Consider the following 20,049-nt stretch of genomic DNA (forward strand, 5'->3'; position numbering starts at 1 on the left):
AGGGAACAAAAAAGGCACACACCTTTTATTGATGTGTACCTTCAAAATTTATGTTCGCCAAATACATGAGGGATATATAATGACCACAACTTTCGTTGCAAGTTATATTGTACCGGATTACGTTACTTTATAGCAAACTATGTTATATACGTCACTTGTGCCACTGTATTTAATTCATGTACGGCTTATAATCTTCTATATTTTTATCGTGTTCCTTCGCTATATCCTTGTCGGCATCATCTACGTATTTATACAACTCATTAGGCATCAACATAAATATATGTTCTAACGGGTCATCGTCTGCATACGCCTCGATTACATCATCAAAACTTTGTTCGTTTTCAAACGATTGCGCTATGTTATAACGTTCAATTGCTAACGCTAGTATTTTGTCTAGCCAAAACATTTGTGTTTCTCTAGTCATTTACAACACTCACTTTCCCACGATTTAATAATACATAATATTGTTGTCCTTCAATATACAACACATCATAGCCTAACATAATAGCTAAATTTGAAGAATTGCGTGTAATACCTTTTAATAAATCTTTTGTATTTGTATCTAAATCAGATAACTTAATATCCATTTCCCATTCCTTTTTAATCTTATTCAAATCTTTTTTACTTATTACGTTAGCATCATCATTAACTTTCATGTTCATTATATTGTTTGCGTTGTCTTTGGCATAACGTGATAAGACAAGTTCTTTATTTTCTTCGGTCATTACTGCCGTATAAGTACCATGCCCAAATATGCCACGACCTATATAATGTTTGCCTGTCTTGTATTGTTCTATTAACTCACTTGCCGGTGTATCGCCAAAATCATTAAGCCCTCGCATTAATTTATTACCTTCGTCTAACTTATCAAATTCATCTTGTGTAATTAACTGTGGTAATTCATTATATCCAAACATTTCAGAAATAACTTCCTGTGATTTTCTATTGAATGGTATTTCGCTTTCTTTATCAAAATCATCAAGTTCAAATTTAAATTCATTTTTTGGTGCATCTGCAAATTTAGTTCCTAATGTATTATCAATTGTTTCTAATAAACTTGGTGCTAAATCTATTAATTCATCTAACGTTTCAATAGGTTCTACTAAATCATTATCCTGTGTTTCGTTTTCAGTATCGTTTTTTGCTTGTTTATCTTCAACTTGATTATTTGTATCAGATATATTGTTTTTGTCTGTGTTTTCTTCCTGTGTGCTTTGTGGTTTATCTGATACTTTGTTAGGGTCATAGACTTTTTTCATCTGTGCGACCCATTCATTATATTTAGGTTTGTCATTCGTTTTAACTTGCAAATACTCTTTAAACGTTTGCGGTCCTTCATTGCCTAATCGGTTACGCATCTTGTTGTATGAAAGGTTATTGCGTCTTGCTTTAGCCTTTGCCTTTTGGTCTGTGTTGTATCGTTCCTTTTCTGCCTGTGTTCGATTGTCTGTAGATTCATCAAATGATTTCGAATGTTCCAAATCTCGTTTAATTTCATCATCGCTTTTAAAGTGTATGATATACGGTCTAAAGTTACATTGACAATTAGGGTGTTTAGGAAACGTTGTATATAAATTAATGTAAGGGAATTGGTCGCCACGTTCAGTAGCAAACACATGCCCTCTATATCTAACACATTCCCCGCATGTAGGAATATTACCCGTAACATACACATGTTTTATATCATCTTCGGCGTATCTATTTAAATGACTATGATTATATGCCGTTTGTGTTTTTGTTCTTACTACTGTTTCGGCGTAAAAGTCCAATGGCAAATGTTTGCCGTCTACTGTAACGAAAGAAGTCATACCCTGTTCTCCAAACTTTTTAGCAACTCTTTGTGACATCTGCTTATTAGTCATGCCAACCATTAAACCTTTTGCTATTTCTTCTTGTACATCTTTTACTGCAACGTCCACATTCTTTATTGAATATTTTTTAGCTGTCCTAAATGCACTTGCTAAGTCTTGCATAGTATCAGTGACGATTGATGTTATAGCGTCTGTATGAACAAACTCTTGGGCAATTGCATTTTGCACATTAAATGCGCCGTTACTTGTAATTAATCCTACATCAATTAATTGTTGTTGTGCGTTAGATAAACCATTTGCGTATTGCTCGTATATCGTTTGTGGCACTTCTTGTTGTACACTTGACCCTATGTTATCAAATAACTTTTCTATAGCCATATACATACGTTGTGTGTCCTTATCGCTTTCGATGTTTACGCCACTAACTAATTCTTTAACTTGATTCTGTAAAAACTGTGATAACTTCTTAATTTGTTCTGGTGTCAATGCCATTTATAACACCTACTCATTCAATGTTGGTGCATTTGTATTTTGTTCAATAGGGTTTCCCATTTCATCAAGTGGGTTGCCGTTGTCATCACGATTGTTCATAAAGTTTTGTAGTGATTGATTGCCTAAGTCCATACTCATGCTATCGCTTTGTGTCTGATTGCTTTGTATACGTTCAATTTCTTCTTGTACCCATTCTTCCGACTTTTCCGGATTAATGCGTCTTATTGTTTCTTCTAACGATTGAACACCGGCGTTATATTTAGAAATGTTTTCAGTGCTTACTTCTTCTTGTGGTTTCGGCAACATGTCTTTAACAATGATATTGGGTCTTTCGATAATGATTTCGTTGTCTTTATCATTCGCAAACCATAAAGCCGATTCAAAGGCATTTTGTAAAAACTCTACGTATTCATCACGTATCTTTTCAGATTTGATTACAGATAACATTAAGTCATAGAATTTAGCTATGCCGGATTGAGTACCACTACTTGATTCTTTTACTAACTCAATAGCACTTTCCGACGTTTGCGTTTCTGCTAACATCATACGGACGATATCTTTTACATACGACATATCGCCAATTTTACTTGTGTCGATTTGGTGTATCTCCATTGATTTACCGTTTTCGTCTATTTCTGTAACTTCTAAGTCCCTGTGGTCTATCTTGTTTTCATCTTTATATTTATCTTGCGCAATGATTTTAAGCTGTTCCATTGTTCCTTTTGGTATAGATATTCTAGGCTTGCCGTTACGTTCAAATGTTTGCGCTGTACGTGTTACCGTCCAATTGATTTCTTCTTGCTTACCAGATATACCACGTAAAGCCGAATTACCTAGTTTGTTAGTAAATGTTGAGTCGTTTGCTAGATAACTTACGAACGTACGTTGACGCCCTTTAAATACTTTGTGTGTGTCTGCTAAATCAATTTGTAGTTTCTCTTGGATTATTTCCGGTTCTTCCACTAATACAAGATTGTTTTCATCGTTAGATTTATATAATCTATCTAGTGTTTCAATAGCATCTTCGCTTTCCCTTTCAGTGTATACGTGTACAAACCTAACGCCTCGTTCTTCTTCTTGCTGTGTTGGTTCCAACTCATATACTAAATCAATGCCTTGCCCGTCATCGTGTGGATAATAAACATTACGTTCTTTAATATCAATTGCTATTTTACCGTTCTTAATCATTGGTACGGCTACGATTCCACCGTCAATTTGTAATTGGTTTAGATTCATAGTGTGATTGATATTACTATTCTTTTTAATTTGGTCTATAACTTCCTGTTGCTTGTCTGTTGTTTGACCGTTAAAGTCGTTTGTTTCTGTTTGCTCTATAAATTCTTCTTGTTGTTGTCCTTGTGTGCTTACTGTAGTTTGTTGTATGTTGTTTAACATATCTTCTTGGGCTAAACTATCGCTTGGATAATTGGTCTTAATTCCGTTAAGTGTGCGTGCTACAAGCATACTAGGTAAGTCAACTATCACACGACTAATATTAATCATTAGGTAAGGCGTGCGAACGTTCTTCGATGCTACTTCATTTTGTGTGCTGTACACGTCGATAATCTCGCCTTGTTCGATTAGGTTAATTGCACGTGGGAACAACTCGTGGTGTCTGCCTTCGTATAATCCCCTGTAGTAATACATATCGTCATGTACTTGCTTAATGACTTCTTTATCAAATTTAACCCATGTGTTATCTTGATTTCTAAATTGCATTGTGTACCTCCTTAATTCTATTTAGGTTATCTATTAACCTAATACGTTACATATTACCATGCGTTACCTGTTATCACATTAGCCGTTGGTTTAGATGCAAAGTAGTTTAACGCTTGTGTCATAGCATCTACGGTATCGTCATGTACTGCGTTATCAAACATTGTTAGTTCATCAATGAAATCATCAACACTAGGAACCTTCTTACCAACAAATACATTACCCGCCTCAAAGAACGGCGTTACTGCGTATGCTCTCGCTACCTTACTTTCTTTAGGTGTAATAGGTATAATGCCACTAATCTTTTGCTTTAATGTTGTAATGATAGCCGGTCCATTTGCTTTATCCTCAATCAATATCTTTCTACATTTAGGATATTTATTCTTCATGCTTTCTACTGCTCTAACGCTTTGTGTGAAGTCCATTTTTGCACGTATTTGGTCGATTAAATAAAAGTCTGCACCTTTCTTAATCCACACTTGCCCGACTGCATAGTCGCTTGATTCACTATCTTTAAAGGTAAAGTCCCAACTTACTAACATATCATCATGTTGTGGTGGCACTCTATCATAGTATTGTACCCATTCACGTTTAAATATGGTACCTTGTGCCGGCGACGGTCTTTGTTGATATAATGATGCCCATGTTCTCGAACCTACCTCACGTTTTTTAAGGTCTGCCCATTCTTCATCAAAGCCCAATTCTCTACATAACGGTTCGCCTTCATCACGATTTAATAAATCGTCGTCATCTTCTGCAATTGCCGGCAATCTTAACCTGTTCCAATCATAAGGCGATTGTTCTAATAAACGCCCTATAAAATCGTCTTGATGCCAACGGGTCATGATAACTATGACACTTGCGCCGTCGTGTAAACGTGTAGATAATGTGCTTTCCCATTCGTCCCAAATGTTCTCACGTATTGTTTTACTTTGTGCCTCTTTTGAGTTCTTAATAGGGTCATCAATTATCATTAAGTCGGCACCTTGTCCGGTAATACTACCGCCAATACCTGTTGCAATCATGCCACCGTTGTAATCTGCTAAACCCCAATCGGTTGTACTGTTGTTATCAGCCGATAAGCCAAGATTAAATAAATCACTCGAAAATTCTTCAAACTTGTTACGGTTTAATCTACCGAATTTACGGGCTAAGCCTTCGGAATAAGCCGATGTAATAACTCGTTTACTTGGGTTGCGCATTAAGAAGTACGACGGAAACGTTTCGGTAACTGTCATTGACTTACCATGACGTGGTGGCATTTCAATCATTAAGTGCATTTGCTCGCCGTCTGCAATACGTTGTAAATACTCACATATCAAATCAGTGTGTGCGTAATGTTCAAAGTTTCCATGGTGCACCGATTTAACATAACTGCGATAACTACGCCTTGCGCTTTCACGTCTTGCCTCTTGTATAATTAACTTCTTTTGTTCTGCTGTCATCGTCATTCTTCATCACTCATATTCGCTAATTTTTCTATATCTTTATCGCTTAATCCCGATAAATCAACTTTCTGTTCTATGCCACCGGCGTGTTCAATATTTTGTTTCTCTCGCCATACTTCTTGCTTACGGTTTTTAAGCCAAAATATTTGTGCTGTTGTATTAGGCTTTGCGTATTTCTCTACATCTACTACTTCGCCTGTATCTGTTAATTGTTGTTCTGTATATTTAAAGCCTATTGCGTTTTTAAACAAAGCGTTCTCTACTTGCCTATCAGCACTATCACGATTTACCTTTAGGGCGTTAAGAAAGTTAGTATCTCTTTCTTGCCATTTGTATAATGTAGGCTTTGTAATACCGATGTTATGGGCTATCTGTTCCATTGTTAGTCCGTCCCTCGCCCAACCTTGTACACGTATTAAATTATCTTCTTTCAACCAATCCTCTAACCTTATACGTTTTGCCACTTTCACACCTCCTTAATTAAAATATGGTAAAAAAATAAACGCCACTTAATTAAAAGTGACGTTTTAAACAAAATAAACAAAAGAAAAAGATAAACAGATGAACAAAAAACACTAGAACACCATTTATTGATGTTCTGTTTTGATTTTACCACCCGTTTAAAATAACGACTACGAATGTCATTCACTGTAATAAACGTCACTTATTGTTAAGCAATATCATGCTTTTGTTTATACTGCTTATATTCTTCGTCAGATTTGCACATAACTTGCGCCATCTCGTTAATAATGTTTTGTACCCTAGTTCGTTTAACTCTTAATGTATCTGCAATGTATTGGCACGTATGCCCTTGTATTCGTAAAGCAAATACAATAATATGTTGGTCTTTGTGTAGCTTGTATGCGTTATTATCTATAAATGCTATTTTCTGTTCTAAATTACGAATAACATTATTGCTTTTCATTAGTTGCTTTGCTTTTCTAAATGTTGGGTCGCTAACACCATTACCTTTTGGCATCATTGCATCAGTTCCATATGCCATTGCACTTGCGCCCGGTTCCATGCTGTCGTTATATTCTTCAACTAAACAATGTAATGTATGAACATCATCGTTGTATGTTTTAAGCATATTAATAACTTGCTTTGGTTCGTATATCAATATAGCACCCACTTTTCATTTGTTATGTGATATTTAAGTAATCGTAATAAATACCGTTTTTGCTTTTAATTTGCGTCTTGTTTTCTCTAAACCAATCTAACGGAATTGATTTCCGTTCCATGTTTTCTTTTAAATACTCGTACTCGCTTATTGTTAGCTTGTACAGTTCGTTTTCTTTAGTAAATAGTATTAATATAAACGCTAAGCCTTTTTGCTTATGTGCGTTCTTTAAATAGCTTTCTTGATGTTCTTGCAATCTACTAAAATCAAATCTAGGTGTATTACATTGTTTAGCATCGAATGAAACAAATTGACCTAGTGAAACACCTGTAAAATCAACTGTACTTTTCTTTGTATATCGAAATGTATTTTTTCTAGTGTTACCACTCATTGGCGTTGGTATTTTGTCTATCAATGCTAAACCACGTTCTAAATATTGGTTGTTGGACTTCTCTATTACTTTTTCTAAAAAAGCCCCTCTATTCTTGTATATTGTATTAGTCATTTATAATTACTTCTTTTCTTTTTAATAAGTCGGTCAAATTATGAAACGACGGTGTACCAACATGTATTGGCATGATGTTTAAATTCTTAATTTCCCAACCGCCTATAATCTCGTCATTCTCGTTAATCATTACCAAACTAGGTTCGCCCGGTATTGAGTACATAAAATATCTATCGTTTGATTCCTCACTTATGTGTTCATCTTGAAAGTTTAAATTTTCATGGTTGATGTGCATTGTAACGCCTCCAAAATCAATGTATCTCAATCCGTTACTTAACTTTAAATAAATAACTTTCCGGTCTTTCGTAAGCATCTTTAACGTGTGCTTTGGGTTTGTAATCCATATAACCTTTAGTAAATTGATATATAGTTTTTGAACATTCCCAAATAGATATTACTAGAAATCCACTTATTAATTTTAATACAATTTTCTTCATGCTATCCCTCTTTCCTAAAATAACGTAATACGTTACTACTGTCATTATTATATCATTTGTAGCCTTACAATTCATGTTAGATAAATAAAAAACCATTGAAATTAATCAATGGTTAAAAAGTTCGTACTTAATAAATAAAGGAGTTTGTAACATAGCTTTAAATTACGTCTGCAATTAAAAGTAAAACAAAAACTGTAAAAATATAAGGAAACAAATATATGGAAAAACTAAAAAAATAAGAAAGGTATAGATGAAATAATCTATAAATATATATTATAACGTATTACGTTATTTATCAACTCAAATGCAATAAAAAAACAACGCCTTTTATTGACGTTGTTTAGTAACACATAATATAGTATTGCGTTGATTTATACATAAACCGTTTTACATATTGGTATTAATGTAAGTAAAAAGTACAAGGAATAATATAAGCGTATATTTAATATAACGTATTACGTTATTAGTTACAAATAAAAAACAACGGTCTGTTTATATGCAAACCGTTGCTAACCTGCTAAGTGGGAATATTAAATTTGAAAAAATATAAAAGTTAGGTTTGAGCGACCTATTTACTATAATAACTTATTCCGTTACTTAAGTCTAATAAAAAATACTTGTTAGAACACAGTTGTGTCAATTAACAAATACACTGTGACGACCATATAAATAATTAAAGTAACTACAAATAAAAATATTCCAAACGCTATTTCTTTGTTGTCTTCATGTTCAATGCCCTTTTGTGCTGTAATAACACTATTAACCAATGGATATACAAGCAACACATAAGCTGTAATATAAAGAATGATTGTTAACACCTACTTGTTATACTATTTTAAATTGAATAGCCTCTATATCCTTCTCATATAGCATGTGTGCTTTTTTAGTTTTATCGACAACAAACATTCTTGATATTTGATAACCTTCGGCGTGTATATCTTCAACGCAATCAAATATACAATCCTCAATGATTTCATTTTTTGTTAAAACTGTTATGACTTCGCCCCTACGTATTTTATCAGTAATTAATTTTAAATTCATAATACCATATCCCATAACCAATATACACCGGCACCCAATACAGATACTACAAATAATGCTAGTGCAATCATTACGATTACCACAATAATGTTTATTACCTTATTTTCTATATCACTAAGATTATTTTTCAATTTATCCCTACTTTCTTGAAAATCAATTTTGAAACAGAATGTTTTTATAGTATAATTAATTTATACAAATAATAAATGAAAGGAAGTGAAACAACAAAATGGAAATATGGGCTTTTATAATTTCAATAGGTGCCTTTTTAGTATCTGCTTTTACATTCATAAGAACGTGGTACGTTAATAAATTTAAAATTGATGTAAAACTAATAAATACTTACGAAACACCGCATCAAGGTTTTTATGCAAAACTACAAATAGAAAACAAATCAGCAAGCCAAGTATCAGTAACCGGATTAAGTATTGATGGTATTCAATACAATTCGTCGGGTAAACTAGCTGTACAAGGTTCAGAAATAAACCCACCGATTTATAACCAAGTAATACCGGTAGATATTGGTGGATATAATGCCAAAAAGTTTTATGTGCATTTTAGAACCAACAAACGTTTGTACAATTTCGACGATGTAGTTAATTTAATTGTTTATACATCACGGGGAAGTCATGAAATTAAAGTGAATATCAAAGACGTTGAAAAACCTTTGGATAAAATATGGGACTAGACTTTTTGTCTAGTCTTTTTTATTTGCTCGATATTTTAAGTTTATCTTTACTCTCTATATATTGATATTCGATTTAACTTTATCTATAGTTAAAGTTAAATATAAATATAATTAGACTAGGGGTCGTTAATTTGAACATATCCAATATTCCACCAACATTTTTTAGTTCTGAAGATAATAGAAAACGTATAGAAATAATTAGCAATATAAACACCGAACGTTTGCTTGAAAATGTAAAAAAAGCCACTACTATCGACACTGATAAAATGATTCAAAATTTTAAAATTGCTACTACTATCGACACTGATAAATTAGTAGAATCTGTTAAATTAGCACCTAAAATAAATGAAATTATAAGTAGAAATGATATTCAAGCAATTTCAAATAAATTCTTTCAACAATATAACTTTTCAGAGACAATACAAAATTCTGTAATCCGTAATGTATCAAATTCAAAAATTAGATTAGATACATCAAACGGGACTTATAAAATAAAACCAATGAGTATACCTAATAAAGAAGTGATTAAAGATTACACACCAATTCTCGACTATGCTATAAAATGGAATGAAAGAACGGCGTTCGGTATTGAAGGTGGTTATAGTTTATATTCACTTATAGGTGATATGCCAACCGAATTTTTCATTTTTATAGGCTTTTTACACCTTTTAATTGCACTTGTACTTGTAAATGCTAAACATAATCAAAAGATTAAACTTGAACAAAATGAAAAGGAATAGTTATCTATTCCTTTATTTTCTGTCTAACACATTAACAATATCCCTTACTTGCTTTTGTTGTTCCTTTGTCATAATTTGCATTTTTCCAATTACTTCGAACATGTCATCACTAATATTCATTTTAAACTTATCATCGACGTTCTCGTGTCGCTTTCTTCCGACTAAATAATCTATTGATACATCAAAGTAATCAGCCAAAACACTCACTTTATCTACACTAGGTGAGCTTTTTTTCAATTTACCTAGTTGTCCGTTTGATAATCCTACTTCTCTTTCCAGTTGTGAAAGACTAATCCCGTTCATTCTACAAAGTTTTTTTACAATTTCAAATTTAACATTTTCTACTTTTTACAATCCCTCTTTTACTCTTAATCTAATTATCCATTATAAGAAACATCATACCGCCAATATAAAGCAACCATACACAAACTAATGCAATTGTGAAAATTACTACTACTTTTGTATAACCTCGCTTATATGATTCTTTAAGGTCTTTTACAAACCCAATCGTTTGGTGTAACAAGAAAGCAAACGCTATAGCGCCTACAACGTAAATCAAAACGTTTAACATGTTTACCCCCTTTTTTTTATTCTTTTTGAAACTTCATTCAGCTTATCTGCATAATATTTTATATTATTTCCAAATTGTTGCATATCCAATTTAGCTTTTAATTCTACTGAATTTTCAGCCTCGACAATCATATAACTTTCATTCTCTTTTACTTTCTTCGCATCTGCAAATACTTCGCCTGTATCGTGTTCTGTTTTTTTAACTAAATATTCCATTGTGTGACCTCCTTTAATGATTGCTTTGATATATACAGTTTAATCATAGGTCTTATGGTTTCTTTTATAAGTGCTTTCATATTATCATCTAAAACAACTTTTTTATTGATACCTTCTATTTCTAAATCAAATGTAGCATCATTTGAAATTGAGCTTAATATATAATTTAAATCATTCTTTTCAGTGTTCTCATTCAATAATTTATACTTGCTTTGCTCAAAATATTTTTCTTTCTTTAATATTTCCATTTTATCTTTTTCAGTATAACCTTCTATGCGTTCTAACAACTCATTCATAGTTTCAAATTTATCATAACCATATTTAGTAAATGCGTCTGCAATACGAACAACAATATCTGCTTTTGGGGAATTTTGTTTTCCTTTTTCAATATTATATAAATATGTTCTACTCATTGAAGCATCAACAGACAACTGTCTATTACTTATGTTTACCTTTTTTCTCTTTGTTTTAATAATTTCGCCTAGATTTTCAGTATTCATATAATCCCCCTAATCAAACCAATTCGTATGTTTTGTGGAATATATCCGGCTTGCATGGATAAACTTCGCCGTTAATACCTTTAATGATATAATCGCCTGCATTAACTAACATGTCACCTTCTAGTGTATTTACATACAAATGCTTTTGTAATGTATCATTTTCAAAAACTAATTCGATTTGGTCGTTAGACCAATCGTATAAATCGACAATGTTTGTACTGTTTGTGTACTCTACAAACTCAATTTCTATCGGTTTTTTTCTCGCTTTGTTAATCATTTTTAGACTCCTTTAATAACTCGTCTGCCTTACTTTTAACTTGCTGTCTTTCAATTTCTGCTACATTGCCATGTGATTCAGTTTCTAGCTTTAAAGATTGTACAAAGTGCATATTAACCAACCATTTAATAAATGCGTCTTTGTCTTGTATTTCGTCTAATTGTCTTTTTATAACACCTGTCATTTACCTAGCACCTCTTTTAATTTTTCGTATATATCTTTAGATTCCTGTTGACCCGAAACCGTTTTGCCCTCTTGCTGTTTCATTGCTAAATTCATCTACTTTCTGTAATTCCGGCGTCCATATCGGAACGATAACCAATTGAGCTAACTTGTCGCCTTTATTGATTTGGTACTTTTTGCCATTAACTATTTCGAACGGGTTACCATTGTCTATTTTTCGACCCTTTATATCGTATAACAACGGTTCTTTGCCTCGGTCTAACTCCTCGTTGTTTTGTATTGTATGCCAATCCAAACGCTGTTCATCGTTCTTAATATTAATCTTCATATGACCTTGAAAACCGGCGTCAATCTTACCTGTTTCTATTACAAGGTTTGAATCACTGCTTACCCCACTGCGACTTGTAAGTAATCCTACATAGCCTTTAGGAATGTTAACGGCTACGTCTGTTTTAATCTTTGTTTTGTCTTGTGGTTCTAATATCTTTGTTTCTGATGCGTATATATCGTAACCGGCGTCTGTATCATGGTGTCTTTCTGGCATTGTTGCCTTATCACTTAATAATTTGATTTCTAATGTATTGTTCATTGGTTCGCCCTCACATTCATTTTTGTTTATTTCATCAAATGCTTTTGCTTTCTTCTCTACCTCTTCAATGTATTCATTTTCAACATACACGAAACCAATTGGACGTGGTGCGCCTCCTTCTACCTCTAAATCTTCGTTATTCATTAAATTATTACTATCTACGTTAAAAATTGTTTCATCTTTCATTTATTCGTCCTCCTCATTTAACCCATAATATTATCGTTATCTAATCTATCAATATACTTTCTTGAAGAAACATTTTTATTTCCGGTATTATTTATAGCTTTGCAAATATGATTAGTTGCCACTGTTATTGTTGCAACTATGATTAAAGTATCAAATTTGAAATCGTGGTATTTATTCAACCCCTCTTTAAGATTTTGGTATACTTTTTCAAGTTCTAATAAAGAATACATTTACTCGCCCTCCACATTCATATTCGATTGTATATTGTGTTTTCTAGTTAATTCGTTTTTCTCGTTTCGCAATTGACCGTTCTCACGTTGTAATCTTACGTTTGATGCTCTTACAACTGGCAAATCGTCGATTAATGTATCTCGTTCTTCCTTCATCTTTTTATATTCATTCAGCAAAGTATTATAATCATTTTCTAAACTTGATAAATTCGCTTTTAATTCTTTAACTTGTTGTGTTAATTTTGTTTCATTTTCCATTTCGTGAACCTCCTAATTAATAAAGCACTACGCCCAATTCTTTTTCTAATTCAGCAACACTTACGCTTTCGGCAATCAACTTTTCAAATTGTGGGCTTTCTTCTCGTTTTGATAACCCACTTGCCATACGTCTGAATGTACTTGATTTAATATTCAACTTTTCTATTACTTCTTTTGCTGTACCCCCACAAATTACTTCATCGCCTTTATAAATCACGTATTCACGTTTTGGTTTGTATGCCATGTCTAAACCTCCTTACATAAAACTAAATAAATCTAATTGTTCTATTTCATTTTGTTTATAATCTTCTACTTTTGGTACCTCACGATTGTATTCAATTTCATAATCGCCAATGAAAAAACCTTCAATTGCTCGTGTGTTGCTGTTTCTGTCTTTGCCTAAGAACATATCAATGTTTCCTGTTTCACGTTTGAAAAACTCTATATATGCTACGTCGTTTATACCTACTTCCAATGCTTTATCTTTATTACAAACTTTTTCAATCATTTTATTACCCCTCTACGCTTTTTAAATTGTTATCAAAGATAATAAAGTTGTCGTTAATTTCTACTTTGATTCTTCCAATTCTAATTACTGCCGTACAGTCGCCGTCGTTATATATTAGGTCGTCCACAACCCCAAAATGTGATTGCGAATGACCTTTCTTAACAAACCAAACTTCTTGTTCTTGTATCAGCTCATGTGTTTTTAAGTACATATAAACCTCCTAACGTTACAAAGAAACTTATTACGTTACTCAATATTGCAATAAATCATCTAAACTTATTTGTCCTAATTCATATTCGCTTACAACGTCGAAATTTCGTTTGAATTCTTCCAGTTGATGTTCGGTTAACATTTCATCTTTGTAGCTTATATTCGTGCCTGTGTGTCCTTTCAAATGGAAATCAATAGCATTTACTTTTATAACTGTCGCTACTTTGTTTCTTGAATGGTCGTAAAGGTAAAATTTCAATGTTATACCTCCCTGTCTAAATCTTTATCAAATTCGATTTGTACATCGTGTAATTTTGCCAAATCACTTGTAATTGATTCCGTTGGGTCTGTATATCGTGTGACTATATTACCTATCGTGTCTGTTGAAAAATTTACGTTGCTTAATTTTAATACGGCTGTTAACAATTCGTTATAATCATAGTCTTTAACTTGATTAAAAATATCTTGCCATTGCTCGTTATTCGTTTCATATGTGACTAGCGCTATTATCTGTGGTGCGTCATTTTGTGGACTAACGCTTTTATAGTCGATTGGATAGATTATCGAATGACTACTTATAAAATCATTTAACAAATTTTCAAAGTCTGCCATGTTGTCCGTATATCCACTTATTGTTTCAACTTGTAAACTCATTTGTTGACCTCCTAGAATTGTTTCATCATTTGGTTATATGTGACTTTCCAATACTTACTAAATTTTACTTTTTGAGCTTTGTCTTGTTTAGTATCATTTCTTAACTCTTTTGCTTTGGTTACATTCTGTTTTTTATTTTCGTTATATTCTTCGATAAACAATCGTTCTTCAAAATCTTCTATGTTCTCACTTACTTTTCTTTTTATCGCAACTTCAAAAGGCTCCCCTTTCGCAATGCGTGTATAAATTCGGTTTAAATCAACGCCAATTTCTACTAAATGCAAATACTGTTCACTTGAAAGATGGTATAAATTACCTTTAACATTCAGTTGCTTATAAATTAATCCGTCGTTTGCCATTTTGAAAGTTCTTGGTAATGATATTGTTTCTTCTAGTGACCAACCTTGATTAATTCGTTTGTTAAACATCTTGTTTGTTACGCTGTTATGTTTCATTAGTGCTTTTTGTTCTTCCGTTAATTCCTTTACTAAGTCTATGTTCATTGTTCTTACTCCTTTTATTTCATTTTATATATTTTGTATTTTTAATTTAGAACGGTAAATCGTCATCTTGTATATCAATTGGACCATTAGCATTAGCAAAAGGGTTTCCTTGTTGTTGATTACCTTCTGCTTGGTTGTTTTGCTGTTGCCAATTATTTTGCGCTTGTCCTCGCTGTTGTTGTGGTTGTTGATTGTTAAAGTTGTTTTGCTGTTGTGATTCTTGGTTATTTCTACCTGTATTGATTAACTGAATGTTGTCTGTAACTACTTCTGTTAAATACACCATTTGACCTTCTTTGTTTTCGAATTGTCTTGTTTGCATACGTCCATGAATATTACATAAATCGCCTTTGTTCAAACGGTCATTCGCAATTTGCGCCGTACCTTTAAAACCTATAACATTTATAAAATCAGCTTGATACTCGCCGTTTTTGTCTTTAAAACTTCTTTGTACTGCAAGCGTAAACCTTGCTACCTGTACACCACTTGTTGTTACTTGATATTTAACTTCTTTTGCTAAGCGACCACTTAACGTTACCGAATTAATCATTTTTTAATTCCTCCAATTTCATAAAGTTTTTAAACATTATTAATGTTTTAAGCATTTCTATTTTTTTGTCTGTTTCTTGGTAAATTTTCGAAAGTAAATTTAATACATCATTTTTATTTAGTCGTTCAATATTTTTATAATTCGAATTAAATCTTTCGTCATTAACGAATAGACTATAAAGTAAAAGTTTGTTGATTCTGAAATAAGTTTCTTGTTTTTTTAAATCTTTAACTTTTAAATCTAAGGTTTTTGAAATTGTCTTTTCAGTTTCGTGCACATTTTCAACTTTCCAATTTTCTAACAAGAATTTCAGACCGTCTATACTCTCGTCTAGTTTGTCTAAAATTAAATCACTTTCTAAATCGTATAATAATTTATTCACTTTTTATCCTCCTACATAGCTTGTTGTTCGTTATCGTCATTAATTGCTTGCTTGATTAAAAATACTGTCGATTGTGACGGGTACCAATTTAAAATCATATCCAGCACATCGTTAAAGTGTTTTTGTTTTAATTGCGTTCTAGTAACGATACCTGTCATACGCTTAATTTGACCGTTGATATCCTTGTATAACTCTTTGTTAACCTCGTTTGCATTTGAAAAGTTATACGCCGATTTGATGTATTTAACCCTGTTAGATACCGAAATACTGATTTGATTATATTCGCCTGTATCTAGCCTTTGGTTTTCTTTTAAGTCTTGTACTTCATCTTGCAAGTAATCAACTTGTTCTTTCGTTTCCATTTGTGCTTGCATTGTTAACGTCAATTGTTCGTTAGATGTCATTGGTGGTTGGTAACTTCCGTTTTTTCTAATTTCTTTTAAAATCTCTTTAACTTGTTTCTTAAATACTTTTGCAATCTTTTTTTGTGATTGCATTAATACTTCATAAACTCCTTGTTCTGTTAAAAAGGCTTTACTACCGCCACTATTACTATTTGTAATAGTCGTTTTTTCATCTTCATCAATTGTCATAAGCATTTTAGACACGTTGTAATAGCCTTGACTTGTTTTACTGTAGTCTATCCATTCTGCTATATCTTTCGCTAAGAACAACGGTTCTTCTGCTGTTCCATAAATCATAAAATCATTACCTAATATATCTTTCTGTTCTAAAACTTTTAATTCATTCATAGTCTTGAACCTCCTATATTTTTACTTTATATCGTAATCCGTTACTAATTTCTATTTTAAAGTACCTCACAGTCCAAATATCAAGCGTATTTATGTTTTGGGATATAATCTAAAGGATTATGATTTTGCTTTAATTTGATACCTCTATTTTCTTCTTGTGGTTTAACTTCCAAAATCGCTTGATTATTTCGTTGTTTGTATAACTGTCTGTCGATTTGATAATTTAACTTGTCATCGTCGCCGTCTGCGTACTCTACAATCTTTTGTGCGTATATCTCACTACAATTTAAAACCTCTTGTATATCTTTAATTAACGTTACCATGCGTCGCCCTCCCTGTAATCATCGCCTAATACATTTAATCGTTTAGCATTAAACTTCATTCGTGAATAAACACGTTGCCAATTCAAATCATCGTTTAGTTGCTTGTTAGTATAGTTTGTTGTGAATATGTTGTTTAACCCTGTTCTATTATCAACGATATCCGATAGCTTGCTTATTGCGTGTGCGCTGTCGTCTACGCCTACATCATCAAGAACCAATAAATCTAATTCGGTTAATTGCTTTATAATATCCTCGATTGTTTCCGTTGCGTCACGTTTATAAGTTGATTTAATTCGATTCATTAATTTAGGTATGTGCATAAATGCTACTTTGTAACCTTGATTTTTTAGTGCTTTAGTTATTGCAAATGCTAAATGTGATTTACCTGTGCCAACAGAACCATGCAATATTAACGATTTAGGATTATCTAACGAAAAGGTTTTAACGTATTCAATGGCTACCTCTTTCGCTTTTTTCTGTTCTTGCGTTTGTGGTTGGTAGTTATTCACTGTAGCTTGTTTGATTGACGGGTTAATCTGTGATTGGTTAAACATTGCGTCAACTTTACGTTGCTCATGTTCCCTTTTGCGTCTTTCGTTTGTTTCTTTTGCTTGTCTGATACTTTCACACTCGCAACCGTCTTTTACTGTATAACCACTTTCAAACTTGTGTAAATCGTATTTATGCCCACAACGTTCACAATATAAATCATGTGTGACGTTTGTAGCCTCGTACTGCTTTAGTTGTTCTTTAATTTTTGGGCTTATTAATTTTTGCATTTGTTTACCTCCTAATCCCAATAATCCGGGTCTTGCATTGCATCTTTCAACGCTTGCCCTCTTAATTGTCCGTCGGTGCCATTACTTTGTTTAGTTCTTTGATTTTCTAGCGCTTGAATATCTTCAACGCTCTTAATACCTTTTTGATACCACGCTTTTAATATTCCGTTTGCATAGTTCCAATTAGTCTTATTATTCATCAGTGATACTTTCATTGCCTCGATAACTATTTCATCGCCGTTTTCTTTGAAGTCATCTAACCACGCCCCTATTTGGTCGGCTATAAATGGTTGTAACATTCCAAAACCATTTTGTTGGTAAAAATCAAACGATGACGACGCTTTTTTATTATTGCTAGTATCACTATTACTATTATTTGTATTATATATATAGTCGTCGTGGTCGTCTTTGGTAGTCGTTGTAGTAGTCTTTGTTGTAGTCTCTTGGTAGTCTCTGGTATAGGTCGGTTCATTTTGACCTACTCCATGAGGTCGTTTTGACCTATTCGTGAGGTCATTTTGACCTATTCGTGAGGTCATTTTGCTATCTTCGATGGGGTCATTTTGACCCATTCGGTCGTGTAGGCGTTCAAGCCTTATATAATCAATGCTATACCATTTCGTTTTATCAAATTTTGCCTTGTTGTAATTGCTAACAAATAATAATTTTTGATTTTCAAGACTTCTAATAGTTCTCTTAATTGTTGTTAAAGACCAAAAAGGAAATTGCTTTTGCCAATCCGGATAACTGTTATATATCCACGTTCTGTCATCGTGATTATTATTACTTTTCTCTTGCCAATAATGTATTTGCTGTAAAACTATTGATTCGTTTAATCCAATCAAATGCGCTAACTTTGGTAATACCATTATTGGGTAATCGTTTATTAATAATTTACTCAATTTGTATTACTCCTTATCTACATCGTTAACCGATGTTAATTTTTAACATGCTTGTTTTTACTTACTCATACTACCGGCTGTTACGTCCCTAATTTCGAAAATATCATCAAATTCCACACCTAAGTTATCGCAAATCTTTTGTGCTACTGCTGGTGCCGGACTTCTTCGGTGTCCTACTATCATCGAAATATAATTCTGTGTAATGCCACAACGTTTACCTAATTCAGTAAATGTTAATTCTTTTTGTAACAACAAAATTCTAAAATCAATACTTTTCAAAACAACTTTTCTTTTTAATATCATTGTTTTTCCTCCCGTGATTAACTGATAAATACAGTGTAACAGAAATTGATTTACTTGTAACGGATTATGTTACTTTTAGTTGTGAAAAGTTAATTCCAATAAATTAACTTGGCAAAAACTCTTTCATGTTCTGTTGTATGCGTTTCTATCCAATCATCTAAGTATCTTAACGATTCGCCCGTTACAAATTCTAATTCGTGTTCACTTTCAATCATTTCTTGGTATATAATTTCATTTTCTGATAACGGCGTAAGCATTAAAGCTACGCCCTTACCAGTTAATTCAATGTTTTTGTTAAATTTAAAACCTTTATAAATGAATGTACCTTTGTTGCTACGCATAAATTATTTGCCCTCCTGTAGTTGTTCCGGTTCGTCATTAACTTGTGAGTAGTTTGTAACGTCAATGATATTTCCGTCGTCATCTAATTGTTGTGCTTTACTATCACTTGATACTGCGTCGTTCATTTCGATTGATTTAGGCGCAAATTTCAATAAATCTTTTAATACTGTCTTTTTAGCCATTGCGTTAAAATTTGTTTTCCATGGACTTTGCCAACCTTTTTGTACGGCTTTAGAAAATTGGTTTGCGTGTTGGTCTACTTTTGCTCTACTCCAATATGCGAAATCATAGCCACCATTTAACAAGTGATAAACTGCATAATATCCAATTGGTTCGCTTTGTGGATTGTCTGCCGGCTTGTGCACTAAATCTTTTTGTAATCCATACTGATATTCAAAGTAATCTTCTTGGTACACTTCATGAGCGTAAATTGCCTTATATTGCTTACTGCGGTTTGCTAGTTCAATCATGCCTAAATATGAAACTTGCAATTGTACTTCTTTACCGTATGGAATTAAATATGCTTGTCCTAAATTTGTATTTGGTTCTAATCCTATTTGTGATGCTTGCATCAACGCCCCTATTAGTGATTTAGGGTCACACTCTAATAATTTCGGTGTACTTGATACTGCTGTCATTGCTATACGTGCCATTCTGTCTGCGTTCATGTGTTTTGGTAATGCTTTTTGTATTTGGGGTGCCATTTGGTCTAACAAGTTACTAATTTGTTGTTTTGGTCCTACTGCCTTTTGTTGCGGTTGGTTGTTGCCGTCTTTCTTTTGTGTTAATTGATTTTTAAATTGATTTTGTGTAGCCATGTTTATATTCCTCCAT

37 protein-coding genes are annotated in these 20,049 nt (G+C 32.8%); 2 read left to right on the forward strand and 35 right to left on the reverse strand.

Annotated elements, in window-relative coordinates:
* Positions 1-169: 169 nt before the first annotated feature.
* From AST02_RS04040 to AST02_RS14510, 11 genes are all read right to left on the reverse strand, one after another.
* Positions 170-424 (reverse strand): hypothetical protein, encoded by a 255-nt coding sequence (locus AST02_RS04040; protein ID WP_069815821.1) that lies wholly within the window; start codon positions 422-424, stop codon positions 170-172.
* Positions 417-2,303 (reverse strand): phage minor capsid protein, encoded by a 1,887-nt coding sequence (locus AST02_RS04045; RefSeq protein ID WP_069815823.1) that lies wholly within the window; start codon positions 2,301-2,303, stop codon positions 417-419. The genes AST02_RS04040 and AST02_RS04045 overlap by 8 nt, the downstream gene beginning before the upstream one ends.
* Positions 2,304-2,312: 9 nt before the next feature.
* A complete protein-coding gene (locus AST02_RS04050) occupies positions 2,313-4,022 on the reverse strand; it encodes a hypothetical protein (RefSeq protein WP_069815825.1) in 1,710 nt (569 codons plus the stop codon).
* Positions 4,023-4,075: 53 nt separating this feature from the next.
* Positions 4,076-5,470 (reverse strand): phage terminase large subunit, encoded by a 1,395-nt coding sequence (gene terL, locus AST02_RS04055; protein ID WP_069815828.1) that lies wholly within the window; start codon positions 5,468-5,470, stop codon positions 4,076-4,078.
* Positions 5,467-5,931, reverse strand: a complete 465-nt coding sequence (locus AST02_RS04060) for a hypothetical protein (protein ID WP_069815830.1) — start codon at positions 5,929-5,931, stop codon at positions 5,467-5,469. The genes terL and AST02_RS04060 overlap by 4 nt, the downstream gene beginning before the upstream one ends.
* A 206-nt stretch (positions 5,932-6,137) precedes the next feature.
* Positions 6,138-6,587 carry a hypothetical protein gene (locus AST02_RS04065; protein ID WP_002512354.1) on the reverse strand — a complete coding sequence of 150 codons (450 nt, stop codon included), beginning with the start codon at positions 6,585-6,587 and terminating at the stop codon, positions 6,138-6,140.
* 22 nt (positions 6,588-6,609) lie between these two features.
* Positions 6,610-7,092 carry a Holliday junction resolvase RecU gene (locus AST02_RS04070; RefSeq protein WP_069815832.1) on the reverse strand — a complete coding sequence of 161 codons (483 nt, stop codon included), beginning with the start codon at positions 7,090-7,092 and terminating at the stop codon, positions 6,610-6,612.
* Positions 7,085-7,327 (reverse strand): hypothetical protein, encoded by a 243-nt coding sequence (locus AST02_RS04075; protein WP_069815834.1) that lies wholly within the window; start codon positions 7,325-7,327, stop codon positions 7,085-7,087. Before AST02_RS04075 ends, AST02_RS04070 begins: the two co-directional genes overlap by 8 nt.
* 34 nt (positions 7,328-7,361) lie before the next feature.
* The gene (locus tag AST02_RS14305; protein WP_176723011.1) at positions 7,362-7,529 is read right to left on the reverse strand and encodes a hypothetical protein; all 168 of its coding nucleotides are present in this window, start codon (positions 7,527-7,529) and stop codon (positions 7,362-7,364) included.
* 825 nt (positions 7,530-8,354) lie between these two features.
* Positions 8,355-8,570: a hypothetical protein gene (locus AST02_RS04085; protein ID WP_141714581.1), complete on the reverse strand. Its 216-nt coding sequence runs from the start codon at positions 8,568-8,570 to the stop codon at positions 8,355-8,357.
* The gene (locus tag AST02_RS14510; RefSeq protein ID WP_256092378.1) at positions 8,567-8,701 is read right to left on the reverse strand and encodes a hypothetical protein; all 135 of its coding nucleotides are present in this window, start codon (positions 8,699-8,701) and stop codon (positions 8,567-8,569) included. Before AST02_RS14510 ends, AST02_RS04085 begins: the two co-directional genes overlap by 4 nt.
* Positions 8,702-8,799: 98 nt before the next feature.
* On the opposite strand from AST02_RS14510, the gene AST02_RS04090 reads away from it, so the two are divergent.
* The gene (locus AST02_RS04090; RefSeq protein WP_069815840.1) at positions 8,800-9,258 is read left to right on the forward strand and encodes a hypothetical protein; all 459 of its coding nucleotides are present in this window, start codon (positions 8,800-8,802) and stop codon (positions 9,256-9,258) included.
* A 131-nt stretch (positions 9,259-9,389) separates the two neighbouring features.
* Positions 9,390-9,998: a hypothetical protein gene (locus AST02_RS04095; protein ID WP_069815846.1), complete on the forward strand. Its 609-nt coding sequence runs from the start codon at positions 9,390-9,392 to the stop codon at positions 9,996-9,998.
* A gap of 12 nt (positions 9,999-10,010) precedes the next feature.
* On the opposite strand, the gene AST02_RS04100 is transcribed toward AST02_RS04095, so the two are convergent.
* From AST02_RS04100 to AST02_RS04215, 24 genes are all read right to left on the reverse strand, one after another.
* Positions 10,011-10,322: a helix-turn-helix domain-containing protein gene (locus tag AST02_RS04100; RefSeq protein WP_256092381.1), complete on the reverse strand. Its 312-nt coding sequence runs from the start codon at positions 10,320-10,322 to the stop codon at positions 10,011-10,013.
* A gap of 49 nt (positions 10,323-10,371) precedes the next feature.
* Entirely contained in the window at positions 10,372-10,569 is a 198-nt protein-coding gene (locus AST02_RS04105) for a hypothetical protein (RefSeq protein WP_069815850.1), read from the reverse strand.
* Positions 10,570-10,571: 2 nt separating this feature from the next.
* Complete coding sequence (locus AST02_RS04110) at positions 10,572-10,784, reverse strand: DUF1381 domain-containing protein (protein WP_069815852.1); 213 nt, start codon at positions 10,782-10,784, stop codon at positions 10,572-10,574.
* A complete protein-coding gene (locus AST02_RS04115; protein ID WP_069815854.1) occupies positions 10,772-11,284 on the reverse strand; it encodes a helix-turn-helix domain-containing protein in 513 nt (170 codons plus the stop codon). Before AST02_RS04115 ends, AST02_RS04110 begins: the two co-directional genes overlap by 13 nt.
* 13 nt (positions 11,285-11,297) lie before the next feature.
* The gene (locus AST02_RS04120; RefSeq protein ID WP_081333346.1) at positions 11,298-11,561 is read right to left on the reverse strand and encodes a hypothetical protein; all 264 of its coding nucleotides are present in this window, start codon (positions 11,559-11,561) and stop codon (positions 11,298-11,300) included.
* Positions 11,554-11,745, reverse strand: a complete 192-nt coding sequence (locus AST02_RS04125; protein WP_069815856.1) for a hypothetical protein — start codon at positions 11,743-11,745, stop codon at positions 11,554-11,556. Before AST02_RS04125 ends, AST02_RS04120 begins: the two co-directional genes overlap by 8 nt.
* 36 nt (positions 11,746-11,781) lie before the next feature.
* The gene (locus AST02_RS04130) at positions 11,782-12,333 is read right to left on the reverse strand and encodes a dUTP diphosphatase (RefSeq protein WP_069816479.1); all 552 of its coding nucleotides are present in this window, start codon (positions 12,331-12,333) and stop codon (positions 11,782-11,784) included.
* Between the two features lie 203 nt (positions 12,334-12,536).
* On the reverse strand, positions 12,537-12,749 hold the full coding sequence (locus AST02_RS04135) for a hypothetical protein (protein WP_069815858.1): 213 nt from the start codon (positions 12,747-12,749) through the stop codon (positions 12,537-12,539).
* Positions 12,750-13,007, reverse strand: coding sequence for a hypothetical protein (locus AST02_RS04140; protein ID WP_069815860.1), 258 nt, complete (start codon positions 13,005-13,007; stop codon positions 12,750-12,752).
* 16 nt (positions 13,008-13,023) lie between these two features.
* Entirely contained in the window at positions 13,024-13,251 is a 228-nt protein-coding gene (locus tag AST02_RS04145; RefSeq protein ID WP_069815862.1) for a hypothetical protein, read from the reverse strand.
* Positions 13,252-13,263: 12 nt separating this feature from the next.
* Positions 13,264-13,515 carry a hypothetical protein gene (locus AST02_RS04150; protein WP_002507742.1) on the reverse strand — a complete coding sequence of 84 codons (252 nt, stop codon included), beginning with the start codon at positions 13,513-13,515 and terminating at the stop codon, positions 13,264-13,266.
* Between the two features lie 4 nt (positions 13,516-13,519).
* On the reverse strand, positions 13,520-13,726 hold the full coding sequence (locus AST02_RS04155) for a hypothetical protein (protein WP_002507743.1): 207 nt from the start codon (positions 13,724-13,726) through the stop codon (positions 13,520-13,522).
* A gap of 39 nt (positions 13,727-13,765) precedes the next feature.
* Positions 13,766-13,984, reverse strand: coding sequence for a hypothetical protein (locus AST02_RS04160; protein WP_002507744.1), 219 nt, complete (start codon positions 13,982-13,984; stop codon positions 13,766-13,768).
* A gap of 2 nt (positions 13,985-13,986) precedes the next feature.
* Entirely contained in the window at positions 13,987-14,379 is a 393-nt protein-coding gene (locus AST02_RS04165) for a hypothetical protein (protein WP_069815864.1), read from the reverse strand.
* An 11-nt stretch (positions 14,380-14,390) separates the two neighbouring features.
* The gene (locus tag AST02_RS04170; RefSeq protein WP_002507746.1) at positions 14,391-14,882 is read right to left on the reverse strand and encodes a hypothetical protein; all 492 of its coding nucleotides are present in this window, start codon (positions 14,880-14,882) and stop codon (positions 14,391-14,393) included.
* 46 nt (positions 14,883-14,928) lie between these two features.
* Positions 14,929-15,432, reverse strand: a complete 504-nt coding sequence (gene ssb, locus AST02_RS04175; protein ID WP_002507747.1) for a single-stranded DNA-binding protein — start codon at positions 15,430-15,432, stop codon at positions 14,929-14,931.
* Complete coding sequence (locus tag AST02_RS04180; protein WP_069815866.1) at positions 15,425-15,814, reverse strand: hypothetical protein; 390 nt, start codon at positions 15,812-15,814, stop codon at positions 15,425-15,427. The genes ssb and AST02_RS04180 overlap by 8 nt, the downstream gene beginning before the upstream one ends.
* 11 nt (positions 15,815-15,825) lie before the next feature.
* Positions 15,826-16,566 carry an ORF6C domain-containing protein gene (locus AST02_RS04185; RefSeq protein ID WP_069815867.1) on the reverse strand — a complete coding sequence of 247 codons (741 nt, stop codon included), beginning with the start codon at positions 16,564-16,566 and terminating at the stop codon, positions 15,826-15,828.
* 80 nt (positions 16,567-16,646) lie between these two features.
* Complete coding sequence (locus AST02_RS04190; RefSeq protein ID WP_002507750.1) at positions 16,647-16,889, reverse strand: hypothetical protein; 243 nt, start codon at positions 16,887-16,889, stop codon at positions 16,647-16,649.
* Positions 16,883-17,668: an AFG1/ZapE family ATPase gene (gene zapE / locus AST02_RS04195; protein WP_069815868.1), complete on the reverse strand. Its 786-nt coding sequence runs from the start codon at positions 17,666-17,668 to the stop codon at positions 16,883-16,885. The genes AST02_RS04190 and zapE overlap by 7 nt, the downstream gene beginning before the upstream one ends.
* 11 nt (positions 17,669-17,679) lie before the next feature.
* On the reverse strand, positions 17,680-18,537 hold the full coding sequence (locus tag AST02_RS04200) for a DnaD domain-containing protein (protein WP_141714582.1): 858 nt from the start codon (positions 18,535-18,537) through the stop codon (positions 17,680-17,682).
* A gap of 90 nt (positions 18,538-18,627) precedes the next feature.
* A complete protein-coding gene (locus AST02_RS04205; protein ID WP_002507753.1) occupies positions 18,628-18,873 on the reverse strand; it encodes a helix-turn-helix domain-containing protein in 246 nt (81 codons plus the stop codon).
* A gap of 89 nt (positions 18,874-18,962) precedes the next feature.
* Positions 18,963-19,214, reverse strand: coding sequence for a hypothetical protein (locus tag AST02_RS04210; protein ID WP_069815872.1), 252 nt, complete (start codon positions 19,212-19,214; stop codon positions 18,963-18,965).
* A 3-nt stretch (positions 19,215-19,217) separates the two neighbouring features.
* The gene (locus AST02_RS04215) at positions 19,218-20,033 is read right to left on the reverse strand and encodes a recombinase RecT (RefSeq protein ID WP_065337918.1); all 816 of its coding nucleotides are present in this window, start codon (positions 20,031-20,033) and stop codon (positions 19,218-19,220) included.
* Positions 20,034-20,049: the final 16 nt, after the last annotated feature.

The organism is Staphylococcus equorum, assembly GCF_001747895.1.
GTDB classification, from domain to species: Bacteria; Bacillota; Bacilli; order Staphylococcales; family Staphylococcaceae; genus Staphylococcus; species Staphylococcus equorum_A.

What these genes read in the sequence shown, in the direction of transcription:
- ssb (WP_002507747.1), bottom strand. Translation starts at nt 15,432, where the DNA reads ATGATTAATTCGGTAACGTTAAGTGGTCGCTTAGCAAAAGAAGTTAAA.
- AST02_RS04155 (WP_002507743.1), bottom strand. Translation starts at nt 13,726, where the DNA reads ATGTACTTAAAAACACATGAGCTGATACAAGAACAAGAAGTTTGGTTT.
- AST02_RS04130 (WP_069816479.1), bottom strand. Translation starts at nt 12,333, where the DNA reads ATGAACAATACATTAGAAATCAAATTATTAAGTGATAAGGCAACAATG.
- AST02_RS04185 (WP_069815867.1), bottom strand. Translation starts at nt 16,566, where the DNA reads ATGAATGAATTAAAAGTTTTAGAACAGAAAGATATATTAGGTAATGAT.
- AST02_RS14305 (WP_176723011.1), bottom strand. Translation starts at nt 7,529, where the DNA reads ATGAAGAAAATTGTATTAAAATTAATAAGTGGATTTCTAGTAATATCT.
- AST02_RS04110 (WP_069815852.1), bottom strand. Translation starts at nt 10,784, where the DNA reads ATGGAATATTTAGTTAAAAAAACAGAACACGATACAGGCGAAGTATTT.
- AST02_RS04050 (WP_069815825.1), bottom strand. Translation starts at nt 4,022, where the DNA reads ATGCAATTTAGAAATCAAGATAACACATGGGTTAAATTTGATAAAGAA.
- AST02_RS04145 (WP_069815862.1), bottom strand. Translation starts at nt 13,251, where the DNA reads ATGGCATACAAACCAAAACGTGAATACGTGATTTATAAAGGCGATGAA.
- AST02_RS04120 (WP_081333346.1), bottom strand. Translation starts at nt 11,561, where the DNA reads ATGATTAACAAAGCGAGAAAAAAACCGATAGAAATTGAGTTTGTAGAG.
- AST02_RS04215 (WP_065337918.1), bottom strand. Translation starts at nt 20,033, where the DNA reads ATGGCTACACAAAATCAATTTAAAAATCAATTAACACAAAAGAAAGAC.
- AST02_RS04170 (WP_002507746.1), bottom strand. Translation starts at nt 14,882, where the DNA reads ATGAACATAGACTTAGTAAAGGAATTAACGGAAGAACAAAAAGCACTA.
- AST02_RS04040 (WP_069815821.1), bottom strand. Translation starts at nt 424, where the DNA reads ATGACTAGAGAAACACAAATGTTTTGGCTAGACAAAATACTAGCGTTA.
- AST02_RS04075 (WP_069815834.1), bottom strand. Translation starts at nt 7,327, where the DNA reads ATGCACATCAACCATGAAAATTTAAACTTTCAAGATGAACACATAAGT.
- AST02_RS04135 (WP_069815858.1), bottom strand. Translation starts at nt 12,749, where the DNA reads ATGTATTCTTTATTAGAACTTGAAAAAGTATACCAAAATCTTAAAGAG.
- AST02_RS04070 (WP_069815832.1), bottom strand. Translation starts at nt 7,092, where the DNA reads ATGACTAATACAATATACAAGAATAGAGGGGCTTTTTTAGAAAAAGTA.
- AST02_RS04200 (WP_141714582.1), bottom strand. Translation starts at nt 18,537, where the DNA reads ATGGTATTACCAAAGTTAGCGCATTTGATTGGATTAAACGAATCAATA.
- AST02_RS04045 (WP_069815823.1), bottom strand. Translation starts at nt 2,303, where the DNA reads ATGGCATTGACACCAGAACAAATTAAGAAGTTATCACAGTTTTTACAG.
- AST02_RS04085 (WP_141714581.1), bottom strand. Translation starts at nt 8,570, where the DNA reads ATGAATTTAAAATTAATTACTGATAAAATACGTAGGGGCGAAGTCATA.
- AST02_RS04090 (WP_069815840.1), top strand. Translation starts at nt 8,800, where the DNA reads ATGGAAATATGGGCTTTTATAATTTCAATAGGTGCCTTTTTAGTATCT.
- AST02_RS04165 (WP_069815864.1), bottom strand. Translation starts at nt 14,379, where the DNA reads ATGAGTTTACAAGTTGAAACAATAAGTGGATATACGGACAACATGGCA.
- AST02_RS04150 (WP_002507742.1), bottom strand. Translation starts at nt 13,515, where the DNA reads ATGATTGAAAAAGTTTGTAATAAAGATAAAGCATTGGAAGTAGGTATA.
- AST02_RS04140 (WP_069815860.1), bottom strand. Translation starts at nt 13,007, where the DNA reads ATGGAAAATGAAACAAAATTAACACAACAAGTTAAAGAATTAAAAGCG.
- terL (WP_069815828.1), bottom strand. Translation starts at nt 5,470, where the DNA reads ATGACGATGACAGCAGAACAAAAGAAGTTAATTATACAAGAGGCAAGA.
- AST02_RS04205 (WP_002507753.1), bottom strand. Translation starts at nt 18,873, where the DNA reads ATGATATTAAAAAGAAAAGTTGTTTTGAAAAGTATTGATTTTAGAATT.
- AST02_RS04210 (WP_069815872.1), bottom strand. Translation starts at nt 19,214, where the DNA reads ATGCGTAGCAACAAAGGTACATTCATTTATAAAGGTTTTAAATTTAAC.
- AST02_RS04190 (WP_002507750.1), bottom strand. Translation starts at nt 16,889, where the DNA reads ATGGTAACGTTAATTAAAGATATACAAGAGGTTTTAAATTGTAGTGAG.
- AST02_RS04115 (WP_069815854.1), bottom strand. Translation starts at nt 11,284, where the DNA reads ATGAATACTGAAAATCTAGGCGAAATTATTAAAACAAAGAGAAAAAAG.
- AST02_RS04125 (WP_069815856.1), bottom strand. Translation starts at nt 11,745, where the DNA reads ATGACAGGTGTTATAAAAAGACAATTAGACGAAATACAAGACAAAGAC.
- AST02_RS04105 (WP_069815850.1), bottom strand. Translation starts at nt 10,569, where the DNA reads ATGTTAAACGTTTTGATTTACGTTGTAGGCGCTATAGCGTTTGCTTTC.
- zapE (WP_069815868.1), bottom strand. Translation starts at nt 17,668, where the DNA reads ATGCAAAAATTAATAAGCCCAAAAATTAAAGAACAACTAAAGCAGTAC.